The organism is Microcystis ichthyoblabe FBCC-A1114, from assembly GCF_050500245.1.
Taxonomy (GTDB): Bacteria; Cyanobacteriota; Cyanobacteriia; order Cyanobacteriales; family Microcystaceae; genus Microcystis; species Microcystis ichthyoblabe_A.
The window spans coordinates 3943406-3962898 of sequence record NZ_CP191408.1; the positions used below are offsets into that span (position 1 = coordinate 3943406).

At 42.1% G+C, this 19493-nt stretch carries 18 protein-coding genes and 5 pseudogenes; 13 read left to right on the forward strand and 10 right to left on the reverse strand.

Features of this window, described 5'->3' with window-relative positions; translation table 11 throughout:
- Positions 1-159 precede the first annotated feature (159 nt).
- On the reverse strand, positions 160-1671 hold the full coding sequence (crtD, locus tag ACQY1Y_RS19070) for a C-3',4' desaturase CrtD (RefSeq protein ID WP_430013358.1): 1512 nt from the start codon (positions 1669-1671) through the stop codon (positions 160-162).
- 189 nt (positions 1672-1860) lie between these two features.
- Here crtD and ACQY1Y_RS19075 point away from each other — a divergent pair, with 189 nt between their 5' ends.
- Entirely contained in the window at positions 1861-2382 is a 522-nt protein-coding gene (locus ACQY1Y_RS19075; RefSeq protein WP_002736927.1) for a hypothetical protein, read from the forward strand.
- 70 nt (positions 2383-2452) lie between these two features.
- Entirely contained in the window at positions 2453-3142 is a 690-nt protein-coding gene (gene nblR / locus ACQY1Y_RS19080; protein ID WP_002744217.1) for a response regulator transcription factor NblR, read from the forward strand.
- 111 nt (positions 3143-3253) lie between these two features.
- Here nblR and ACQY1Y_RS19085 read toward each other — a convergent pair whose 3' ends face one another.
- Positions 3254-4051 (reverse strand): glutathione S-transferase family protein, encoded by a 798-nt coding sequence (locus ACQY1Y_RS19085; protein ID WP_190537993.1) that lies wholly within the window; start codon positions 4049-4051, stop codon positions 3254-3256.
- Between the two features lie 128 nt (positions 4052-4179).
- On the opposite strand from ACQY1Y_RS19085, the pseudogene ACQY1Y_RS19090 reads away from it, so the two are divergent.
- The 5 genes and pseudogenes from ACQY1Y_RS19090 to ACQY1Y_RS19110 all read left to right on the forward strand — a co-directional run bounded on the left by ACQY1Y_RS19090 (position 4180) and on the right by ACQY1Y_RS19110 (position 7747).
- A pseudogene (locus ACQY1Y_RS19090) lies at positions 4180-4360 on the forward strand (hypothetical protein).
- Between the two features lie 127 nt (positions 4361-4487).
- Positions 4488-4916: an ATP-dependent zinc protease family protein gene (locus ACQY1Y_RS19095; RefSeq protein WP_002737273.1), complete on the forward strand. Its 429-nt coding sequence runs from the start codon at positions 4488-4490 to the stop codon at positions 4914-4916.
- Positions 4917-5204: 288 nt separating this feature from the next.
- A pseudogene (locus tag ACQY1Y_RS19100) lies at positions 5205-6128 on the forward strand (restriction endonuclease).
- Positions 6129-6203: 75 nt separating this feature from the next.
- A complete protein-coding gene (locus tag ACQY1Y_RS19105) occupies positions 6204-6785 on the forward strand; it encodes a phycobiliprotein lyase (protein ID WP_024969812.1) in 582 nt (193 codons plus the stop codon).
- Between the two features lie 209 nt (positions 6786-6994).
- The gene (locus tag ACQY1Y_RS19110) at positions 6995-7747 is read left to right on the forward strand and encodes a phycobilisome rod-core linker polypeptide (RefSeq protein ID WP_002744197.1); all 753 of its coding nucleotides are present in this window, start codon (positions 6995-6997) and stop codon (positions 7745-7747) included.
- Positions 7748-7836: 89 nt separating this feature from the next.
- Here ACQY1Y_RS19110 and ACQY1Y_RS19115 read toward each other — a convergent pair.
- Both ACQY1Y_RS19115 and ACQY1Y_RS19120 read right to left on the reverse strand, forming a co-directional pair.
- Positions 7837-8199, reverse strand: a pseudogene (locus ACQY1Y_RS19115) (aminomethyltransferase beta-barrel domain-containing protein); the annotation flags it as partial.
- Positions 8200-8420: 221 nt separating this feature from the next.
- Positions 8421-9932, reverse strand: a complete 1512-nt coding sequence (locus ACQY1Y_RS19120) for a tetratricopeptide repeat protein (RefSeq protein ID WP_430013359.1) — start codon at positions 9930-9932, stop codon at positions 8421-8423.
- 146 nt (positions 9933-10078) lie between these two features.
- Here ACQY1Y_RS19120 and ACQY1Y_RS19125 point away from each other — a divergent pair, with 146 nt between their 5' ends.
- Positions 10079-10228: a hypothetical protein gene (locus ACQY1Y_RS19125; protein ID WP_155726598.1), complete on the forward strand. Its 150-nt coding sequence runs from the start codon at positions 10079-10081 to the stop codon at positions 10226-10228.
- 2 nt (positions 10229-10230) lie between these two features.
- Positions 10231-10398, forward strand: a complete 168-nt coding sequence (locus ACQY1Y_RS19130; protein ID WP_002788754.1) for a hypothetical protein — start codon at positions 10231-10233, stop codon at positions 10396-10398.
- A 2-nt stretch (positions 10399-10400) separates the two neighbouring features.
- Here the strand turns inward: ACQY1Y_RS19130 and ACQY1Y_RS19135 are convergent, their stop codons facing one another.
- The 3 genes and pseudogenes from ACQY1Y_RS19135 to ACQY1Y_RS19145 all read right to left on the reverse strand — a co-directional run.
- The gene (locus ACQY1Y_RS19135; RefSeq protein ID WP_430013360.1) at positions 10401-11018 is read right to left on the reverse strand and encodes a COP23 domain-containing protein; all 618 of its coding nucleotides are present in this window, start codon (positions 11016-11018) and stop codon (positions 10401-10403) included.
- Between the two features lie 46 nt (positions 11019-11064).
- Complete coding sequence (locus tag ACQY1Y_RS19140; protein WP_430013361.1) at positions 11065-12054, reverse strand: protein kinase domain-containing protein; 990 nt, start codon at positions 12052-12054, stop codon at positions 11065-11067.
- Positions 12055-12183: 129 nt separating this feature from the next.
- Positions 12184-12333: pseudogene (locus ACQY1Y_RS19145) on the reverse strand (IS630 family transposase); the annotation flags it as partial.
- A gap of 1 nt (position 12334) precedes the next feature.
- Between ACQY1Y_RS19145 and ACQY1Y_RS19150 the strand changes: the two are divergent.
- A pseudogene (locus ACQY1Y_RS19150) lies at positions 12335-12460 on the forward strand (phycobilisome rod-core linker polypeptide); the annotation flags it as partial.
- Positions 12461-12549: 89 nt separating this feature from the next.
- Here the strand turns inward: ACQY1Y_RS19150 and mnmA are convergent.
- Positions 12550-13608, reverse strand: coding sequence for a tRNA 2-thiouridine(34) synthase MnmA (gene mnmA, locus ACQY1Y_RS19155; RefSeq protein ID WP_430013362.1), 1059 nt, complete (start codon positions 13606-13608; stop codon positions 12550-12552).
- Between the two features lie 102 nt (positions 13609-13710).
- Between mnmA and ACQY1Y_RS19160 the strand changes: the two genes are divergently transcribed.
- Positions 13711-14349 carry a hypothetical protein gene (locus tag ACQY1Y_RS19160; RefSeq protein WP_430013363.1) on the forward strand — a complete coding sequence of 213 codons (639 nt, stop codon included), beginning with the start codon at positions 13711-13713 and terminating at the stop codon, positions 14347-14349.
- Between the two features lie 254 nt (positions 14350-14603).
- Here ACQY1Y_RS19160 and ACQY1Y_RS19165 read toward each other — a convergent pair whose 3' ends face one another.
- A complete protein-coding gene (locus ACQY1Y_RS19165; protein WP_430013364.1) occupies positions 14604-15581 on the reverse strand; it encodes an alpha/beta fold hydrolase in 978 nt (325 codons plus the stop codon).
- A gap of 348 nt (positions 15582-15929) precedes the next feature.
- On the opposite strand from ACQY1Y_RS19165, the gene ACQY1Y_RS19170 reads away from it, so the two are divergent.
- A complete protein-coding gene (locus ACQY1Y_RS19170; protein ID WP_002781003.1) occupies positions 15930-16784 on the forward strand; it encodes a universal stress protein in 855 nt (284 codons plus the stop codon).
- 148 nt (positions 16785-16932) lie between these two features.
- Here the strand turns inward: ACQY1Y_RS19170 and ACQY1Y_RS19175 are convergent, their stop codons facing one another.
- Positions 16933-17385 (reverse strand): phage integrase N-terminal SAM-like domain-containing protein, encoded by a 453-nt coding sequence (locus tag ACQY1Y_RS19175; RefSeq protein WP_430013365.1) that lies wholly within the window; start codon positions 17383-17385, stop codon positions 16933-16935.
- Positions 17386-18090: 705 nt separating this feature from the next.
- Here ACQY1Y_RS19175 and ACQY1Y_RS19180 point away from each other — a divergent pair.
- Positions 18091-19308, forward strand: coding sequence for a hypothetical protein (locus ACQY1Y_RS19180; RefSeq protein WP_430013366.1), 1218 nt, complete (start codon positions 18091-18093; stop codon positions 19306-19308).
- Positions 19309-19493 lie beyond the last annotated feature (185 nt).

Genomic DNA, 19493 nt, shown 5'->3' on the forward strand with positions numbered 1-19493 from the left:
GTATTCAGAAGATTGCTTTTATTTATTCTTCCCAATTCATAATTCATAATTACGGCTAACTAGAAGCTAAGTACCTAAGCAAAATTAATTACACATTTCGATAAAGCTTTTGCCTATTGCCTATTGCCTATTGCCTCTTGCCTATCTTCACTAGGAAATTTATTTTGCACGACTACTTAATTGATTCTCAATCTGTCTAACTACCGTGAGTGCCGAATAGCTGACTCCGGCAGTGCCTTCTCCCGGATGGGTGGAATCTCCTACTAACCAAAGATGGGGGATCGGAGTGCGCGTCGCTACGCCAAAAGGGCCAAAAGTGGACAGTCTTTGACCAATACCGCCGACAATGCCCTGATTTCGCCCCGTAAACCGTTCAAAAGTGCGAGGTGTAGCTGATTCGATATGAACGATGTGATCAGGACTAAGATGGAAATAATTACCGAGACGCTCGATCGCCTCTTGGGTGTATGCTGCTTTTAATTGCTGATAATTATCTTCTCCTTTTCGCCACCAAAGACTGGTATCGGTGAAGGAAGAAGCAATAATCGTCGCTTTTCCCACTGGAGCGCGACCATCCCCTTCTTTACTCACGGAAACAAACAAAGAGTTATTTTCGCCGATTATGCCATCGTAATCGTAGAGGAATTGCAAATGGGGGGGACAATCGGGGGGAATAGCAGCGCGATCGACTCCTAAGTAAACCACAAAAGCAGCGGATGCGGGGGGAAGTTTTTCAATTCTCCGGTGATAAAGACTGGGAATGGCTTCGCGATCGATTAATTGTGGTAAATTTTGGATCGGGATATTAGCGACAATCTCATCGGCCATTTCTGGATGTATTTGACCATTTTTTTGATTTCTGACGATAATTCCAGTGGCTTTTCCCTTTTCTGTCAGTATTTTTTTCACTGTGTGGCGCATTTGCAATTTACCGCCGTATTTTTCCAAAGCTGTTACTAGGCGATCGCTTAATACCTGCATACTACCCTGAAGGTGGGATAAACCTTGGGGAGACTGAGAAACTGCTAAAGCGGTGGCGGCATAAAGTAAAGCGGTTTCATCGGCAGTAACTTGGGAATAAAGCTTTAACTGGAGATCAAGGAAGGTTTTTAGGCGTTTATCCCTCTCTAAGCCGTATAATCGCAGAGCATCCCCCACAGTCATCAAAGTAAAGGGGAAGGTAATGGCAGTATCTACACGCAAAGCGGCGATTAATTGCCCTAAATCCCACCAGTTGCGCGGGGGTAAAACTGGATCGCGACTTTGAAAACGCCAACTTGCTTGAAAGAGTTTTTGTAATAATTGCCAAAAAGGTTCGCTGCCCGGAAATTGTTTTTGTCTTTCCTCTTGCCACTTTTGCCGATCGCGCCAGACATTAATCGGATTGGTTTCCCCCGGCAGAAAAACGGCACAGGCGGGATCGCAGGGGACAGAATCGGGTAAATCTATCCCTAATTCGGCAAAAATGCGCTGATGAATGCCCCCTACTTCTAATCCTGCCACTTGAGTTGCCCCCACGTCAAAAGTAAAACCCCGACGGGAAAAAGTCGAGGCACAACCCCCGGGGACAAGCGCCTGATCATATACTGTGACTTGATAACCTCGACGCGCCAATAATGCCGCCGCCGTTAGTCCGCCAATCCCTGCACCAATAACGGTAATTCGCGTCATTTTCTTAACAATTATGGCTCTTCTAGAGTAGTTATGATATGTTAGCAGAAAATAATCGACGCAAGCCTTGCCAAGTAAGGCTCACCAGAATTCAAAAAAGCAATTTTAATAAAAAAAGCTTTTTGCTTTGTTGGATTCCAGGCTATTTAAGGGTTTAGGCTCATTTAAACTACTAATTAAGGAAACTCTATGAACCAAGAATCCCTCGCTTTTAAGGACGGGAGTGTCAACACCTTAGTGATTTGTACTGGTTTTCATGATTCTAGATTGACGGAGGATTTTTTAGGACATCTGGGGAGCAAATCGGTCAAATTACGCTCCTATATTATTATTTCTCCTTTTTCTTGCTTAAATGAAGCTTTTTTACCCGGAGAAGACCTAACCTTGATTGGGTTTAGTGCGGGGGTGGTAAATGCGATCGCTTTAGCCTATTATTGGCAAGCTCAAGGGGTGAAAATTCGAGCTTTAATGGCTCTGGACGGGTGGGGAGTGCCATTAATCGGTAATTTTCCCATTTATCGCCTTAGTCATGATTATTTTACCCATTGGAGTTCCTGTTTATTGGGTAGCGGTGGAGAAAATTTTTATGCGGATCCCCCTGTAGATCATCTTAGCCTCTGGTCGTCCCCCGATCGAGTGACCGGTTGGTCTGTCAATGGTAATTTTGTCCAACGCACCACAGCGTTAACTTTTTTATCTAAAATCGGTTAGGCAAGAATGAATTAAGTATAATTGGCCAGTCGCCTCCCTATCTTTCCTATTTCTTTACCGCTGCCGACTAATGAGTACACCAGTTCTGAGTTCTTCGATTCTCTTGGTGGGAATTGAGGAGAATATCGCTAAACTAGCTAGTGCGAACTTGCAAGAAGCAGGTTATCGTCCCCTGATTGTGCCTAGCATTGATAGCGCTTTCCCAGAAGTGGAAAGTTGGCAGCCAGCGATGATTATACTCGATCGCCTCCTCGCGGCGGAGGCCGGTGTAAAGTTTTGTCGTCGTTTACGTTCCCAAGGAAGTCGCGTTTATATTATTTTATTAGTATCTCAAGAAACTCTAGAAGAACGTCTCGCCTGTTTGGAAGCGGGAGCCGACGATTATTTTCTCAAACCCTATAATTCGCAATCTTTCCTCAAATTAATCCGTTTTTACCTGCAACCGATGGAAACTATCCCCGAACAATTGCGCTTCGGTGACTTAGTATTGGATTTAGCCACTCGTCGTCTCTCCTATAAGAACAAAAATATTGAGTTGACGATGAAGGAATTTGAACTGCTCCGCTACCTGATGATTCACCCGAAAGAAGTATTATCAAGGGATCAAATTCTCGAAAATGTCTGGGGAGATGAATTTCAAGGAGAATCAAACGTTATTGAGGTATATATTCGCTATTTACGCCTGAAAATGGAAGCTGGTGGTCAAAAACGCCTCATTCATACCGTGCGCGGTGTCGGCTACGTTTTACGCGAATCTTAACAGGAGATAGGAGCCGGTCGTCGGTCGTCAGGAGATTATTTTTATTTATTTTCCCCACACCCTACACCCTACACCCCACACCCCACACCCCACCACCCTAGTCAAGCTCTGCTATTCAATCTGGATAGAGTTGGGGGAATCGATGGGAGGGGTGGAACTCCCCGGGGTAATAGTTTGACGGTATTGACTATAAAGACGATCACGCCAGACAAAAAAGCCCTCGTAGGCGCTATTATCAGCTAACCCTGGAATCCCCTTGCCTTGCAATTCCGGGGGTAAGTTGAGATAGGAACCCTGGGGAAACTTAAGCAGTACACTTAATCCCGCCACAGCTAAATCGGCTAAACTGGGCTGATCCCCGACTAAATAGGGACGATTGGCTAAAATGAGGTTTAAAGCCTCTAAGTCCTGTTGTAGCCCTTTTTTAGCCGTATTGATAGCATCTTTTCCCAGACCTACACCCGTCCCAAAAATATCAATTAATTCCCCCGGCAAGGAACCCAGCAACAAGCGCATAAAATCGGGAGTTTCCCGGGGTAAAAAGGCGGTACGAAAGTTTTGATTTTGGGCAAAAGCGCCGAGAAAAGCGGTTCTTCCTTTTAATCCCAGGGATTCATCGGCCCATTCTTCGATTAATAAACATTGACCCCGTTGGAGGGGATCCGTAGGGATAATTGGTTTTTCAGGATACTTGCGATCGAGATAAAAAGCAATCTCCGTCGAGTCAGCGATATAAGTGTCACCATCCTTGAGGACCGGGACCTGGCGCTGTCCGGAAAGACGGAATAATTCCAATTGTCCCACCCCTGGCACCACGTCCCTTTTTTTATAGGCAAGACCTTTATAGTCGAGGATGAGACGGACTTTCTCACAATAGGCAGATAATTCAAATTGGTAGAGTTCTAGCATAGGATAATATAGCCTCTCGATAAATCAGTTTCTCCCTGATTACTCTAACCCTATCCGGCATCAATCGCCTAAACCTAAAGACTTTACTCCGATTTTACTCAAACATTTGTGGTTCTTCGGTTTGTGTTATGCAATGGACGGGGGTTATAAGAGATGAAACCCTTATAGAAACAGAGATTACCGCAATTTTTGTCAATTGTTTGCGATCTGGAGCGAACTAATCAATTAAGTCTCTTGCCAGATAAGGATTTAGTCGATTTATGCCCCCCTATCGAACCATACCAAGTAACGAAGAAGCAGATGTTTTAAATTCATACCACACCCAGGAGTTTGAATGGTCTAATTGTAGTCGCTCAAATTCAATCTGTAAACTTTTAGAGGGAGGAAATTAAGAATTCTGCTACATTAATGAATATTCTAGACGAGAGACAAAAAAATGACCCTCGATCGAGTGATCGTCGGTTGGCGAGAATGGCTCGATTTACCCGATTTAGGCATTACCAAAATTAAGGCCAAGATTGATACAGGCGCTCGCTCCTCGGCCCTACACGCTTTTCATCTGCATCCTTTTCGAGATGGCGATCGCAATTGGCTGCGCTTTCAAGTTCATCCCTACCAAAAAGATAGTCACCACACTGTCACCACCACCGCAGAAATCCTCGAATGGCGACAGGTAAAAAATTCCGGTGGTCAAAGTCAACTACGTCCCGTTATCAGAACAAGTGTATTGCTTGGCGGTCGTCAATGGCCGATCGAATTAACCTTGACTAATCGCGATGTCATGGGGTTTCGGATGTTATTAGGACGAGAGGCCCTAAAAAAAGGCTTTCTTGTCCATCCGAATAGGTCTTTTTTACTGAGTTAAGTTATATTTAAAGCCGTCAGTTTTGAATCAGTTATCAGTTATCAGTTATCAGATGTGAGTTTTTAGTTCACTGTTTACTGTTTACTAAAAAGGCTCCACTACTTCCCGATCTCCTATACCTTTTAAACAAGATTTAGTATTAGATGCCCATAATATTGATTCTCTCTCAGATTCTTGAGGAATGCCTCTCGACATTCTTAATAATTTCAGGTGTATTATTATCTATCTAAATTCTTGGAGCTTGTTGCTGTATAATTGTGATGACTGCCCCCGCTTTTCATCTGAACTATGCCTATTCCCGATTTTCAATCGATTATGTTGCCTCTATTAAAAATACTTGCAGATGGCAAAGTGTATAAATATCGAGAAATTATTGAAGCCTTGGTCAGAGAGTTTCAAGTCACAGAAGCGGAAAGAAAAGAAATGCTTCCCAGTGGACAACAAGAAATTTTTTCTAATCGAGTCGGTTGGGCAAAAACCTATTTAAAGAAAGCGGGATTAATTGACTCACCCAAAAGGGCAACTTTTGTAATTTCCGAGAAAGGAAAAGAAATCTTATCTCAAAATCCTGCTCGAATTGATGCCAAATTTCTCAGACAGTTTCCTGAATTTCAAGAATTCAATCGAGTCAATAAGCAAAATGAAACTATTACTCTTGAAAGCAATTTATCAACTTCTGATCAAGAACAAAACCCAGAGGAATTACTAGAAAACTCCTATCAAGAAATTCGTCAAGCATTAGCAACAGACTTACTTTCTATTTTGAGAAAATTATCCCCAGATGCGTTTGAAAAATTAGTAGTAGAATTACTGGTAAAAATGGGTTATGGTGGCTCGATTAGAGATGCAGGTAAAGCAGTGGGTAAGAGCGGGGATCAAGGGATTGATGGGATAATAAAAGAAGATAGACTCGGTTTAGATATAATCTATATTCAAGCCAAAAGATAGGCTGATAATAATGCCGTTGGTCGTCCAGAAATCCAGAAATTTGTCGGGGCATTAGCGGGACAAGGAGCCAAAAAAGGTATTTTTATCACCACTTCCTATTTTACCCAAGAGGCTTTAGAATATGCCCCCAGAAATGAGATAAAAATAGTGCTGATTGATGGGGAAGAATTAGGTCAATTCATGATTGATTATAATTTAGGTGTATCGACAAAAGAAATCTATGAAATCAAGAGAATTGATCATGATTATTTTGGGGATGAATGAGAGAGAGAGAGGGACAAGGGTTACAGAAAACGGCCATGGCGTTAAAATAGATGGAAAAAACAGAGGATAAAAACTATGGACGGTATGACCTTTTTTCAGAAAAGTGCGGGACAGTGGAAATCTCAGCGCACCACCCATCATTTACCCTTTCGACGCGCAGAAACCGGCGATTCCGAGATTTATGTGGAAGCTTTAAGCGCCGATAACCCGAAAATTATCGCTATCTGTGAAATGCACGAAGTCGATCCCGCTAAGACTGTGGGGGGTGCCTTTGTCAGTTGGGATGGTTCGATGCAGTGGGACAAAGAAGACGAAAATCATCAAGGAACCACCGTTTTTGCGCTAATTCCCGATGAAGATAATCCCCAAGCTGGTGTTCTCCTGCGGGAGCGAGGTTATGCGGAAATCATTCCCGTGGCGGGCCGTTATCACATTGATGAACAGGAAGGTTTAGTCTTAATTACAGAATACGAAACTATGACCTCGATCGAGCGTTTTTGGTTTGCCGATGCCGATTTACGTCTCCGCACTAGCACAGTTCAACGTTTTGGCGGTTTTAATACGGCCACTTTTTGTGCTGAATCCCGCAATCAGTCATCGGAGTCAGTCTCTAGTGATTCCCCCGAACCATCATCCTATTCGATTAGTGGCTGGTAAATTCAGTTATCAGTTATCAGTTATCAGTTATCAGTCGAACGCTTTTTTCTCCCCTCTCCCTGCTCCGGCGCTCCCCAACACCCTGGATGGTAAGCAAGTTTTCTTAACAATTGTAAGAATTTTTAATATTTCTTTTCTAGTTGGCACCTACTCCCTTATCATTAGGAGGAAAGTTTTTTAAGCATTTCTAAGGATACGGAGGTTTACCCTTGGCCATTCCTCTTTTAAATTACGCCCCCAAGTCCCAAAACGTGCGGGTAGCTGGTTATGATGTCGGTGGAGACGAAAAACCGAAAGTTTACACGACAGAAAATGTCCTCTCCCCTACCGACCTGGACGATTTAATCGAAGCCGCTTACCGTCAGATTTTCTTCCATGCCTTCAAATGGGATCGGGAACCCTTCCTCGAATCCCAATTACGCAATGGACAATTATCGGTGCGGGATTTCATTCGTGGTTTACTGTTATCGAAAACCTTCTATAACAGCTTCTACGAGAAAAACAGCAACTATCGCTTTGTCGAACAGGTAGTACAAAGAGTTCTCGGTCGCGATGTCTATAGCGAAAGAGAAAAAATTGCTTGGTCGATTGTCGTTGCCACCAAAGGCATTCAAGGTTTTGTTGATCAACTTCTCAACAGTGACGAGTATCTGCAAAGCTTTGGTTATGATACCGTTCCCTACCAACGTCGTCGCACCCTGGCCAGCCGCGAAATCGGTGAACGTCCATTCAACATTACCTCGCCTCGCTACGATGGCTACTATCGTGGTATTTTGGGCTTCCCCCAAATCGTTTGGCAGAATGCTGTCCGTCGCTATGTTCCCCAAGAGCAAAAACCCAAAGCTGGCGATCCTTCCAGCTTCTTGGCCATGGCCCGGGGTCTCGGTAGCGCCAAAGGCAATCCTGTACCAAGAGTCTCCGCTATGAATATTAACATCGAGGCTTCTGTACCCCGTCGTTAATTTTTAGCTCAACTTGCCGGGGAGAGTCCCTAATTGGCAGAATGACCCGCGAACCATAATCAGGTTATTCTGTGAATTGGTGGCTCTCCCTATGGGGTGGCTCCTGAGATAATCCCCCCACCGAGGACGATTTCCCCTTCATAAATCACGGCTGCTTGGCCCGGGGTGATACTAAATTGTGGTTCATCGAAAACCAGCTTCACTTGCTCATTTTCTAGGGGGATAACATTGACGGGAACGGCCGGAGAACGATAACGTACCTGTACTTGAGCGCGGATAGGGGTGGTAGGTTCAGCAATAGAAACCCAGTTCATCCGTCCGACAAGACAAGCGGCACTAACGGCACTTTCGCGATTACCGACGATAACCCGATTCATGACGGGATCAAGTTTTACCACATAGAGAGGTTCGGCGGCGGCGATGCCGATGCCTTTGCGTTGTCCGATTAAGTGAAAGATAGGAAAAGGTAGTGTTGGGTTTCGTTGCCTCAACCCAACCGACAAGATCGGTGTACTGCTACGCAGTGCCTTCGGCATCGCACTATACAATTTGTGTTAATCTTCTTTTTGTACCAGATCTAAAACATTGCGTTTGGAGAAACCCCAGACAAAAATAAGAGCGATCGCACTAATCATATCATATTCCAAGGCTCTGTCTTGGAACAAGGATATGGTTATTGATTTCTTTTTGCTTCCTCCGCTAACTTTTTGTTATTAGAAGCATAAGGATGTTGAGGATTAATTTCAATGGCTTTATTAAAATCTTTAATAGCTTTATCATATTCTTTTAAATTATAGTAAACATACCCTCGATTATTGTAAGCATAAGCATCTTGAGGATTAATTTCAATGGCTTTATTATAATCTTTAATAGCTTTATCATATTCTTTTAAATTATAGTAAACATACCCTCGACCATTGTAAGCATAATCATTTTGAGGATTAATTTCAATGGCTTTATTATAATCTTTAATAGCTTTATCATATTCTTTTAAATCAGAGTAAACATTCCCTCGACCACTGTAAGCTTGAAATAATTGAGGATTAATTTCAATGGCTTTATTATAATCTGCCATTGCTTTATCATAGTCTTTTAAAATACGGTAAACAACTCCTCGATTATTGTAAGCTTCGGCATATTGAGGATTAATTTCAATGGCTTTATTGTTATCTGCCATTGCTTTATCATAGTCTTTTAAATCAAGGTAAACAATCCCTCGATTCTTGTAAGCTTCGGCATATTGAGGATTAATTTCAATGGCCTTAGTATATGCCGCAATCGCTTTATCATATTGATTATTATTACGGTAGTCTTCCCCTTGCTTAAAATAGGTTTCAGCAGTGGTAGAATTAGGTTGAGATGATTGCGCTACCGTAACAGGATTAAAAGAAAAATCCCCCACCAAAGAGGAAGACTCCCAAGGAACTTGCTTATTTTGAGTAGCTTGTACAACATCCTCCCGCACCCGTTTAAACATCAACTCCACATCTAAATTCGGTGTTTTCAGATGCTTTAATAAAAAAGAAGTATATAACCCATTTTCTCCCTCTCCATCAGCAGCAACCCCTCCTGGTTCCGTCGCAAAAGCAATCAAGGCACCCCTAGCTGATTGTATCGGAGCCAAACCCCGTTGACTAGAGCGCCATTTTCGAGCAAAGGGATTATTGCGACAAGCATCAAGAATGACAATATTCATCTGATTTGCCGCATCTTCCATCCTAGCTAAGACTTTTCCTACCGGAATCGCCTCATAGCGCACATCTTCTGCCACATCCAGCTTCGCATTTACCGGAATAAGATAATTTTCGCCATCCACTTGTTTACCATGTCCCGCATAATAAAATAATCCCACTCCTCCTGCCTTAAGTTGGTGGTGAAATGTGTCAATAGCATTTTCAATCTGCTTTAAATCAGCATTTTCCAGCAAAATTACGTCAAAACCAACATCTTTAAGCGCATTCGCCATCGCTTCTGCATCATTAATCGAGTTTTTGAGAGGATTATCCTGATAACTCGCATTTCCAATGACTAAGGCTGTGCGTCGTTGTTTTTGTTGACTTTGTGACTGATTTGTGGTAATAGTAATTCCACGATCTTGAGTTTGCTGGTTTTGACAGGATACGAGGGAGAAAATTAGGGGAAATAGGGATAAAATTAGGCAAAGTTTCAATAATTGCGGTTTCATGGCAATTCAGATAAGCATTGGAGGATAATAATGGGATTGAACTGATTAGGGAAAGGATAAAATTATTTCCCTACATTATCATATCTATTCCAATATTTGCTATAATTAACAATTATTTATTATTTGCTGACAACACTAGACGGCGGATGCAAGCAACTGTCCAGTATATTACTATGGAGGATGAGTTATCTTATGAAGATATTCAAGAAGCAGGGGAGGATTTCTCAGAGCAGTTAGGTCGAGTTTTAGAAGCTAAAATAGTAGTCAATGGAATTAGAATCCGATTGGAGAATTAACGATGACTTCAAAACCGTTTACTGAACAGGAATTAGCAGAAATCTTAAAAATCGCTCAGCAAGGAGAAAATAAACTCAGAGAAATGAGCGATTATGCCACAATTCTAGCAGAAAAATGGAGAAGCAAAACCCAAAACACTCCTAATCCCGTAAACAAAGGTATATTTTGAGTCTAAAACGCTGCACCATTGTTTGGATTAGATTGCTGTTTTGGGGATTTTTCTACTTTCAAAACCTCAGATAAATCATAAAAAACTTGCTGCTTTTTACCAGAATTTTTAGAATCATTTACTCCTCTAGTTAAGGGTGTATTGTTATCAGGTGCTTGACGAATTTCCATAAGATCATCTAATACTGCATAAGGCTCATCCTTAGTTTCCAAAGTAAAGAGTAAATCATCTTGATCACAAGTAGCACTTTTGGATTTTACTCCACAGACAACGGGAACTTCTCGATCATTAATCCAACTTGCTACCGTAGCCGTGACATACTGTAGTCCATCCCGATCATAAATATCTTGGAATCGTCTAGAAACTTGATCACATCGTTTTCGAGGATTCCATTGATTACCAAAATAATAATTATCTGGTTTCCAAATAATTATAGTAAAATCTCTGTCTGAATTTGGATTATGGACAATAGTAGCTGGCACATTTTTACCTAAATATTGAGCATTTCCACAAAAAAACTTAGATTTTGTTGCAGCATTAGAATTTCCTTGACATCCTGATGTCAGCATTAGCAAACCAAATAAAAGTGAGACTGCTATTCCCGAAGTATGACGCTTCATAAATCTTACTTACTCCTGTTAAACTTGTTCCTATTACCTTTATAGCTTAAAAAGCAGGTTGATGTTGTGTCTCATTGTTTTGTTGTCTCTCAGATAAATTGATCACCCCAATACCAATTACTCCTCCTAAAAGTAACATTAAAATTAGGGGAATAACGGCAATTTTACCCCCTTTATTTTGTATAGATGAAGAATGAGACATAAAAACTGTTGGCGCAATGGTAGGGGAGACTCCCTGTAAACCTTGAATTGCTTGCAAAGCTTCTGTAGCTGAGGGATAGCGTTGTTGAAAATCTGGATGACTCATTTTAACTAAAATATCAGTAAATTTAGGTGTTGTTTTGACTTTATTTTGCCAATGTATTTCTCCTGTTTGACTATCAACTAATTGGGTAGGATAATATCCCGTTAACATCTGAATAGCAATCATTCCCACAGAATAAATATCACTGCTAAAGGTAGGTTTTCCTAGATTTTGTTCATTTGACATATATCCTGGTGTTCCTATTCCAATTGTCTTAGGTTGGTTTTGAGGATTACTTAAATTAATAATCTGTTTTACCGCACCAAAATCAATTAAAATAATTTTATTATCTCGTTTGCGTCTAATTAAGTTATCAGGTTTAATATCCCGATGAATAACGTTATGCTGATGTACAAAAGCTAAAGTTGATAATACATCTTCTAAAAATTCAATTACTGCTATTTCTTCCCATTGTTTCCCTAGTATAGTTTCCTCACCTAAAGGATGTCCCTCAATATATTCTTGAACGAGATAAAATTGATTATTTTCAGAAAAATGGGCAAATAATTGGGGGATTTGAGCGTGTTTTCCCAATTGATAAAGACTTCTTGCTTCTGTATCAAATAAACGCATTGCTATTTGCCAAGATTGGGGATCAGATTGGGGTTTAAGTTGCTTGACAACACACCAAGGATGATCTGGTAATTGGGTATCTTTAGCTAGAAAAGTTTCACCAAATGCACCAGAAGCAAGCGATCGCACAATTTGATAACGATGGACTAATAAATTCACCCTTATCTTACCTGCTGATAAATAGTGGTTATTATAGCATTGATTGATCCCCCCTAGTCCCCCTTAAAAAGGGGGGAACCGGATTCAAAGTCCCCCTTTTTAAGGGCGATCGCAGATATTGTATATACTTTAGACGTTCATAATCTGAGATTTATTAAACTTCTGAAATCGTAGAGTGAGCAACGAATCCAGTTCTTTTTTATGTTTCAGATGGACATCATTCAGACATTCATAAATAGCTGAAGAAAAGTCAGAAAAGTTTTCATAATATTTACCATAACCCAAAGCTGGCGATCCTTCCAGCTTCTTGGCCATGGCCCGGGGTCTCGGTAGCGCCAAAGGCAATCCTGTACCAAGAGTCTCCGCTATGAATATTAACATCGAGGCTTCTGTACCCCGTCGTTAATTTTTAGCTAAACCTGCCGGGGAGAGTCCCTAATTGGCAGAATGACCCCCGAACCATAATCAGGTTATTCTGTGAATTGGTGGCTCTCCCTATGGGGTGGCTCCTGAAATAATCCCCCCACCGAGGACGATTTCCCCTTCATAAATCACGGCTGCTTGGCCCGGGGTGATACTAAATTGTGGTTCATCAAAAACCAGTTTCACTTGATTATTTTCTAGGGGAATAACATTGACGGGAACGGCCGGAGAACGATAACGTACCTGTACTTGAGCGCGGATAGGGGTGGTGGGTTGAGCAATAGAAACCCAGTTCATCCGTCCGACAAGACAAGCGGCACTAACGGCACTTTCGCGATTACCGACGATAACCCGATTCATGACGGGATCGAGTTTTACCACATAGAGGGGTTCGGCGGCGGCGATGCCGATGCCTTTGCGTTGTCCGATCGTATAATGATGGATACCGCTATGTTTACCCAAAACTTTGCCATCGAGATCTACTATATCGCCCTCACTAACGGCGATATACTTATCCAAGAACGATCGCATAGTTCCGTGAGCTTCAATCAAGCACAAATCCTGACTATCGGGTTTATCTGCCGTTTTTAAGCCAAATTCCTGGGCAATTCTGCGGGTTTCTGCCTTGGTTTGTTCTCCCAAGGGAAATAAAGTCCCACGCAGTACATCTTGAGTTAGATCATAGAGAAAATAAGATTGATCTTTATTTTTATCGACGGCACGCAGCAGTTGATAACGGTTATTTTCCGGAGAAAAACGAATTCTGGCGTAGTGACCGGTAGCAATAGTATCCGTTTCTAAGGTTTCCTTAGCATAATGCAGCATCGGGCTAAATTTTACCGATTTATTGCACTGAGAACAGGGCAGCGGTGTGATTCCCGCTTCGTAACCGGAAACTAGATAATCAATAATTTCTTTTTGGAAAAGCTCGCGACTATCGACGATATGATGGGGAACCCCCAACTGCTCACAAATAAAGGCCGCATCTACCATTCCCTCGGAGCAGCATTGACCTTTACCCTTCATTAACCACAGGGTCAAGCCAATAACATCATAACCTTGAGCGTGTAAGGCGGCAGCGGCAACAGAGCTATCTACTCCCCCTGATAGACCGACAACAACTTTTCCCATAAATCTTGTAATGATTTTTAACCAATATACTTTCTAGACTAGCATCTCCTACTTTAAAATTTGGACATGGTGTACCCAAATTTCGTGTGAGGACAAACCAGCATGATGAGAACAAACTTACTGTTTTTCTCGGCTTTATTTTGGTTAAAAGTCGGGATAATCGCTCAAGGAACGCTACTGCTAAAAGCAGACTTATCTTTTGCCCAGAATGTTTATCCCGGTCGTCGTTTACCCCCACCACCAGCGGTGAGACAACCAACTAAACGTTCAGACAGTCCCAGTGGTGCTAATTGTTCCCAATGTTCACCCTTAAATTTACCCCCAGTTAATTCTCCTTCAGTTCGTCCTCTGGTGGCGGACCCAGTTTCCGGTAATCAACCCCTGAGAGAATACGTTTTTCAAGCTCCCGCTACCGTGCGGCCCGCCGATGCTACGGTGGTTAATAATCATAATCGTCAAACTGTCAATCCACCAGCACCCAGACCTCAAAATCGCGCCAATAAACCCCCCGCACCACAGCAGCGGGTTATTGCCGCTAATCAACTCTTTCGCGTGGAAGTTAGTAGTAATAGTGCGGAAGCGTTGGCAAAAATTCAAGAAATTGAACCCCTCGCATTTATCCGCGCGGGAGAAAATGTTATTCAAGTGGGGTTATTTCAGCAACAATACCAAGCTAAACAACGGGTACAAGATTTAACTAAACAGGGTTTTAGCGCTCAGATTATTACCCTCAATAATTAGGGTATGCTGAAAAAGTCTGTTGGTGGGGTGTAGGGTGTGGGGTGTAGGGTGTGGGGTTTTATTCCCCCCCGTTCACTCCAATGGCTGACACTTTTTGATATCAAAAAAGTCTAAAATTTTTATCCAACAAGGTTTTTAGATTTATTCAGCAAACCCTAATTAGGGTTTGCGGCAAAAAGTCTGTTGGTGGGGTTAGCAGTCGGTCGTCAGGCTCCTTACCCCACAGTTAACTTTACTTTTGTCCAACTACTTACCTAGCACATAGAGTTAATTTTGTCAAGCAAAATTCTGACCGCATCGATGATCACATCCGGTTGATCCATCCAGATAAAATGGCCACTTTTATCCGCTTGTATTTCCATAAAATCTCTGGATAACTTGCCTAATTCTAGGTGCATCTCCTCCCGGAGTTGGTTGGCACTTTTGAGGGGAATAAAGCGAGTCCAAAGGGAAGGTTTAAAAAAAGAATTAGCTTTAATACTAACTATCGGTAAATTACCGAAATTGTTAGCCTTACTCACCTGACGAGCGCTTTGGTCGAGATTAAACATTTCTCTACTCATCGTCATCCAGTGTTTAGCGCGACAGAAAGAACGCTTAACTCGATGACAAGAATCTGGGGAAAAGCGACGCAATTCTGGTTTTAATAATTCAAAAACTCCCAGAACTCTCATAACTCTTATAATGCCTAAAATTGAGCCAATAATCGACATCAAAAATCCAGAGATGAAAAATAATTTTAATGCCTTTAATGCTGGCGACATTTTCAGCATTCCCTGCTCGTGTAAACCATCGGTGAGTACCAAACCTAATACTTTTTCTGGGAACAGATGAGCATACAGTCGAGCATTATAACTACCAAAAGAATCACCAACTAAAATATAAGGCGGTTCTATTTTTGCTTGGGTTAGTAATTTATCTAATTCCTGAACAATTTGGTAGCTAGTCCGGGGATAAGGACTAGAATCGCTCCAACCATAACCCGCTCGATTATAAATACAAACCCTAGCTAATTGTGACAATTCTTCTATCAAAAAATATCCCTCAATTCCCCCTAAACTATGGTCAATAATAATAGTGGGAATAGCCTCTCCTGCTAGACAAAAATGCAGGCGATATTTACCCAGATTAATCAAATGACCCGGCGGTGCTTTTTGTTCTTCTAACCAAACAGATAACGTCTGATAAACTGTTGTCGCTACTAGGAGAATTACTCGAATTGATAAATACATAACTACACCTCTTGTAAAAATAAAAAATTCTCTTGGTTGCTGGAGAATTAACCATGAATAATCATCAATTAAATGGTCAATTTAGCAGTGATTAAAAGAGAGCGCCAGCATTGCAGCCAAAATATAATACAAATGAACGCTTGACACGATGATTTTGAGCCAAGTATTGCCAGTCAATTGAGCATAAATACTTAAAAATACCCTCAAGTGCGAGCTGCTACGCAGTGCCTTCGGCATCGCATTTACCTAAGAAAAAGCGCTTAATAAGTTGTTAAATTTCGAGAACAACATTAGCAGTATGCTGATAATTGGCGAAAACTATTAAGATCATAGACCGAGTTTAATCTTATGCTAGAGAAAATACTATACGCTGATTCCGGCACAGGTCAAACCCAAGAAATGCTACAAGCATTAATGGATCTCCCGGCTATCCGGAAAGCGTCGATTACCATTCTCCGGGTTGTTCCCCCTCAGATTACCACCGAAGCTCTGGCCAGTAAATGGGAAGAAGGGACCCAAATGCTGACTAAAATTCTGCAAGAAGTCAAAATTGAACCGAGCAAAGTCTCCACGATTCTGCGGCAAGGAGATCCCAAAGATACCGTCTGTCAAGTTGCCGACGAAATCGGGGCCGATTTGATCCTGATGGGTTCCCGAGGACTGAAGCGACTGGAGGCAATTCTAGAAAATTCCGTCAGTCAATACGTCTTTCAACTGACTAATCACCCGATGTTATTGGTAAAAGACGATATTTACGTCAAAAAAATCAAAAAGGTGATGGTAGCTCTCGATAAGTCTAGTTCGGCTGATTTAGCTCTCGATCTGGCTATTTATCTCCTGCGGGATTATCCTTCAGCAGAGTTAATTCTGGCCCGCGTCAACCCCGACTTAAAACCGGAATTTGCCCCCACTTCCCCCAAAGAAATGGAAGAAAACCCGATTATAGGGCCGGCAGTGGCAAAAGCGAAACGGATGAATATACCCTATCGCTGCGTGGTGACGGGGGGTAAACCGGGAGAACAACTCTGCAAACTCGTCGATGATTATGGTGTCGATCTCTTACTGTTGGGTTCGCCCGATCGCCGTCCTTCCGTGGCTAAGAGTTTACCAGATCTCGATCGCCTTCTCGGTACTTCCCTCTCGGATTATGTGCGGGTTAATGTCAATTGTCCCGTCCTTTTAGCTAGAAAAGAAGGGATTTAGCCCCTATTGGGTGTAGGCAGGTAAGTCTTGACTCATTTGATTTAAGTTGCTGGCAATGGCTTTCATCGTCATAAAAGCCGAGCTAAAGGCGATTAGCTCATTTAAGGGATAACTTCGACTCTCAACCCCCAAGCTCAGTAATTGCTTCTCAAGAGATTCGATTTCTTCGATGAGCAATCCTAACTTTGGTGGGTTGAGAATTACCTGGGCAGCGATCGCAGCTTGTTGTGCGATCGCTAAAATCATCGGCCATTTTTACTTTTTTGGTGAGGACGGTGGGCAGACATTTGGAGCGTTTTGCCCGTAAATATGCACCGATATTTTCCAGTTCAATTTTCAGAACTTCTCGATAAAGGAAGAGGATGGCGTTGAGGGCTTGGTTCTGGGTGGCGGCGGCAACGTTTTTATCAACGGCAAGATGGGTCAAAAAGGCTCTAATTTCTTCACCCCCCATTTCACGGGGATGTTTTTTCTGATGGAAGAGCAGATAACGCTTAATCCAGTCCAGATAGGTTTGTTCGGTGCGGTAGGAGTAATGCGGTAGGGCGGCTCTCGTCTCTCGCACTACGTCTAGGAGTTCTCGGGGTGGGGGAGGGTTCATAACAGAGTATGCTAATCGGCATAACACGCTTATCGTAATATTATACGGAAAACTTCTCGCGATCGCTCCATTTGAGCGTAATATACGGAAAGATTCTTAAAAAAATGTGTATTTGGCGTGATATACGGAAAATTTCCGCATAATATGTAGTTATGCCAAGTCCGGTAAGCCCATTAAAATTGTCTGTCTTGATCCAAGGTTAGGTAATCAAAAATGGGTTGCTTCGTTGATAAGTCCCGGTAGATTTAGAGACGATCGTCTAGGTTAAGTGATTGCCAAAGCGATCGGGCATAACACACCATTCGAGCGGACGTAATCGGTATTTGTAGTGATAAACTCAGAGAAACGATCGCCGCTCAATTCAACCGTTATGCCAAAGCGCGAAGTCCGTTAAGGTTATCTGTTTCATGTTTAGGACTAGGTAATCAAAAATGGGTTGCTTCGTTGCTAAGTCCCGGTAGATTTAGAGACGATCGTCTAGGTTAAGTTATCGCTAAAGCGATCGGGCATAACACACCATTCGAGCGGACGTAATCGATATTTGTAGTGATAAACTCAGAGAAATGATCGCCACTCAATTCAACCGTTAGCTCTCTAGGTTGTCTTAGAGATCGCAACTCTAACATTATATGATAATTATCAGGATATTAGTAGAATGGATCGAATTTCGCACTCTATAAAATTAAATACCATTTCTAGAGAGCTATGGCTGAATTAATTAAAGCTATTGCTGATCTTGCCAGCAATCAAAGCAGTTTATTAATTGTGGCTGGCCTGATTTTCCTGGCAATAGGTGCTTGGGGAAAAATTGAAGGGAAAATCAATCTTGGTCGACCGGGTAGAATTATTTCTGGATTGATTGGTTTTACTCTTTTAATATGTGGCCTCTTATTGCCGCAATTAGGACTTAATAGAACAGATACAAACAGTAGTAGTTCTCATGCCACGTTACAAAAATCCTATGATTTAGCAAGCAGAGGAGACTTTGCAGGAGCAATTCAACTTGCTGAGACGATTCCGGCAAACTCCGATAAATATTCACAAGCTAAGCAGAAAATTGTGGAATGGCGGCAAGCCCTCAGCCAACAAGGGGGTAAATCGGATCAAGAGAAATTACAAAAATCCTATGATTTAGCAAGCAGAGGAGACTTTGCAGGAGCAATTCAACTTGCTGAGACGATTCCGGCAAACTCCGATAAATATTCACAAGCTAAGCAGAAAATTGTGGAATGGCGGCAAGCCCTCAGCCAACAAGGGGGTAAATCGGATCAAGAGAAATTACAAAAATCCTATGATTTAGCAAGCAGAGGAGACTTTGCAGGAGCAATTCAACTTGCTGAGACGATTCCGGCAAACTCCGATAAATATTCACAAGCTAAGCAGAAAATTGTGGAATGGCGGCAAGCCCTCAGCCAACAAGGGGGTAAATCGGATCAAGAGAAATTACAAAAATCCTATGATTTAGCAAGCAGAGGAGACTTTGCAGGAGCAATTCAACTTGCTGAGACGATTCCGGCAAACTCCGATAAATATTCACAAGCTAAGCAGAAAATTGTGGAATGGCGGCAAGCCCTCAGCCAACAAGGGGGTAAATCGGATCAAGAGAAATTACAAAAATCCTATGATTTAGCAAGCAGAGGAGACTTTGCAGGAGCAATTCAACTTGCTGAGACGATTCCGGCAAACTCCGATAAATATTCACAAGCTAAGCAGAAAATTGTGGAATGGCGGCAAGCCCTCAGCCAACAAGGGGGTAAATCGGATCAAGAGAAATTACAAAAATCCTATGATTTAGCAAGCAGAGGAGACTTTGCAGGAGCAATTCAACTTGCTGAGACGATTCCGGCAAACTCCGATAAATATTCACAAGCTAAGCAGAAAATTGTGGAATGGAAACTGCTAGCAGAAAAGCAAAAGAATTAAAGTCCTATTAATTTCTTTATCATGATGTTAGTGATCGTGGGCTAACAATCGTGTTGCAGCGGAACAATGAACTTGGTCGGTTGAGTTCGAGAGGTGATCTATGTCCGCTGAACACGGTCGTTAGGCGTGTTCTTTCACAAGGTATAAACGAGAATGTCAAATCTTATTGAGTATAACTGAACTTA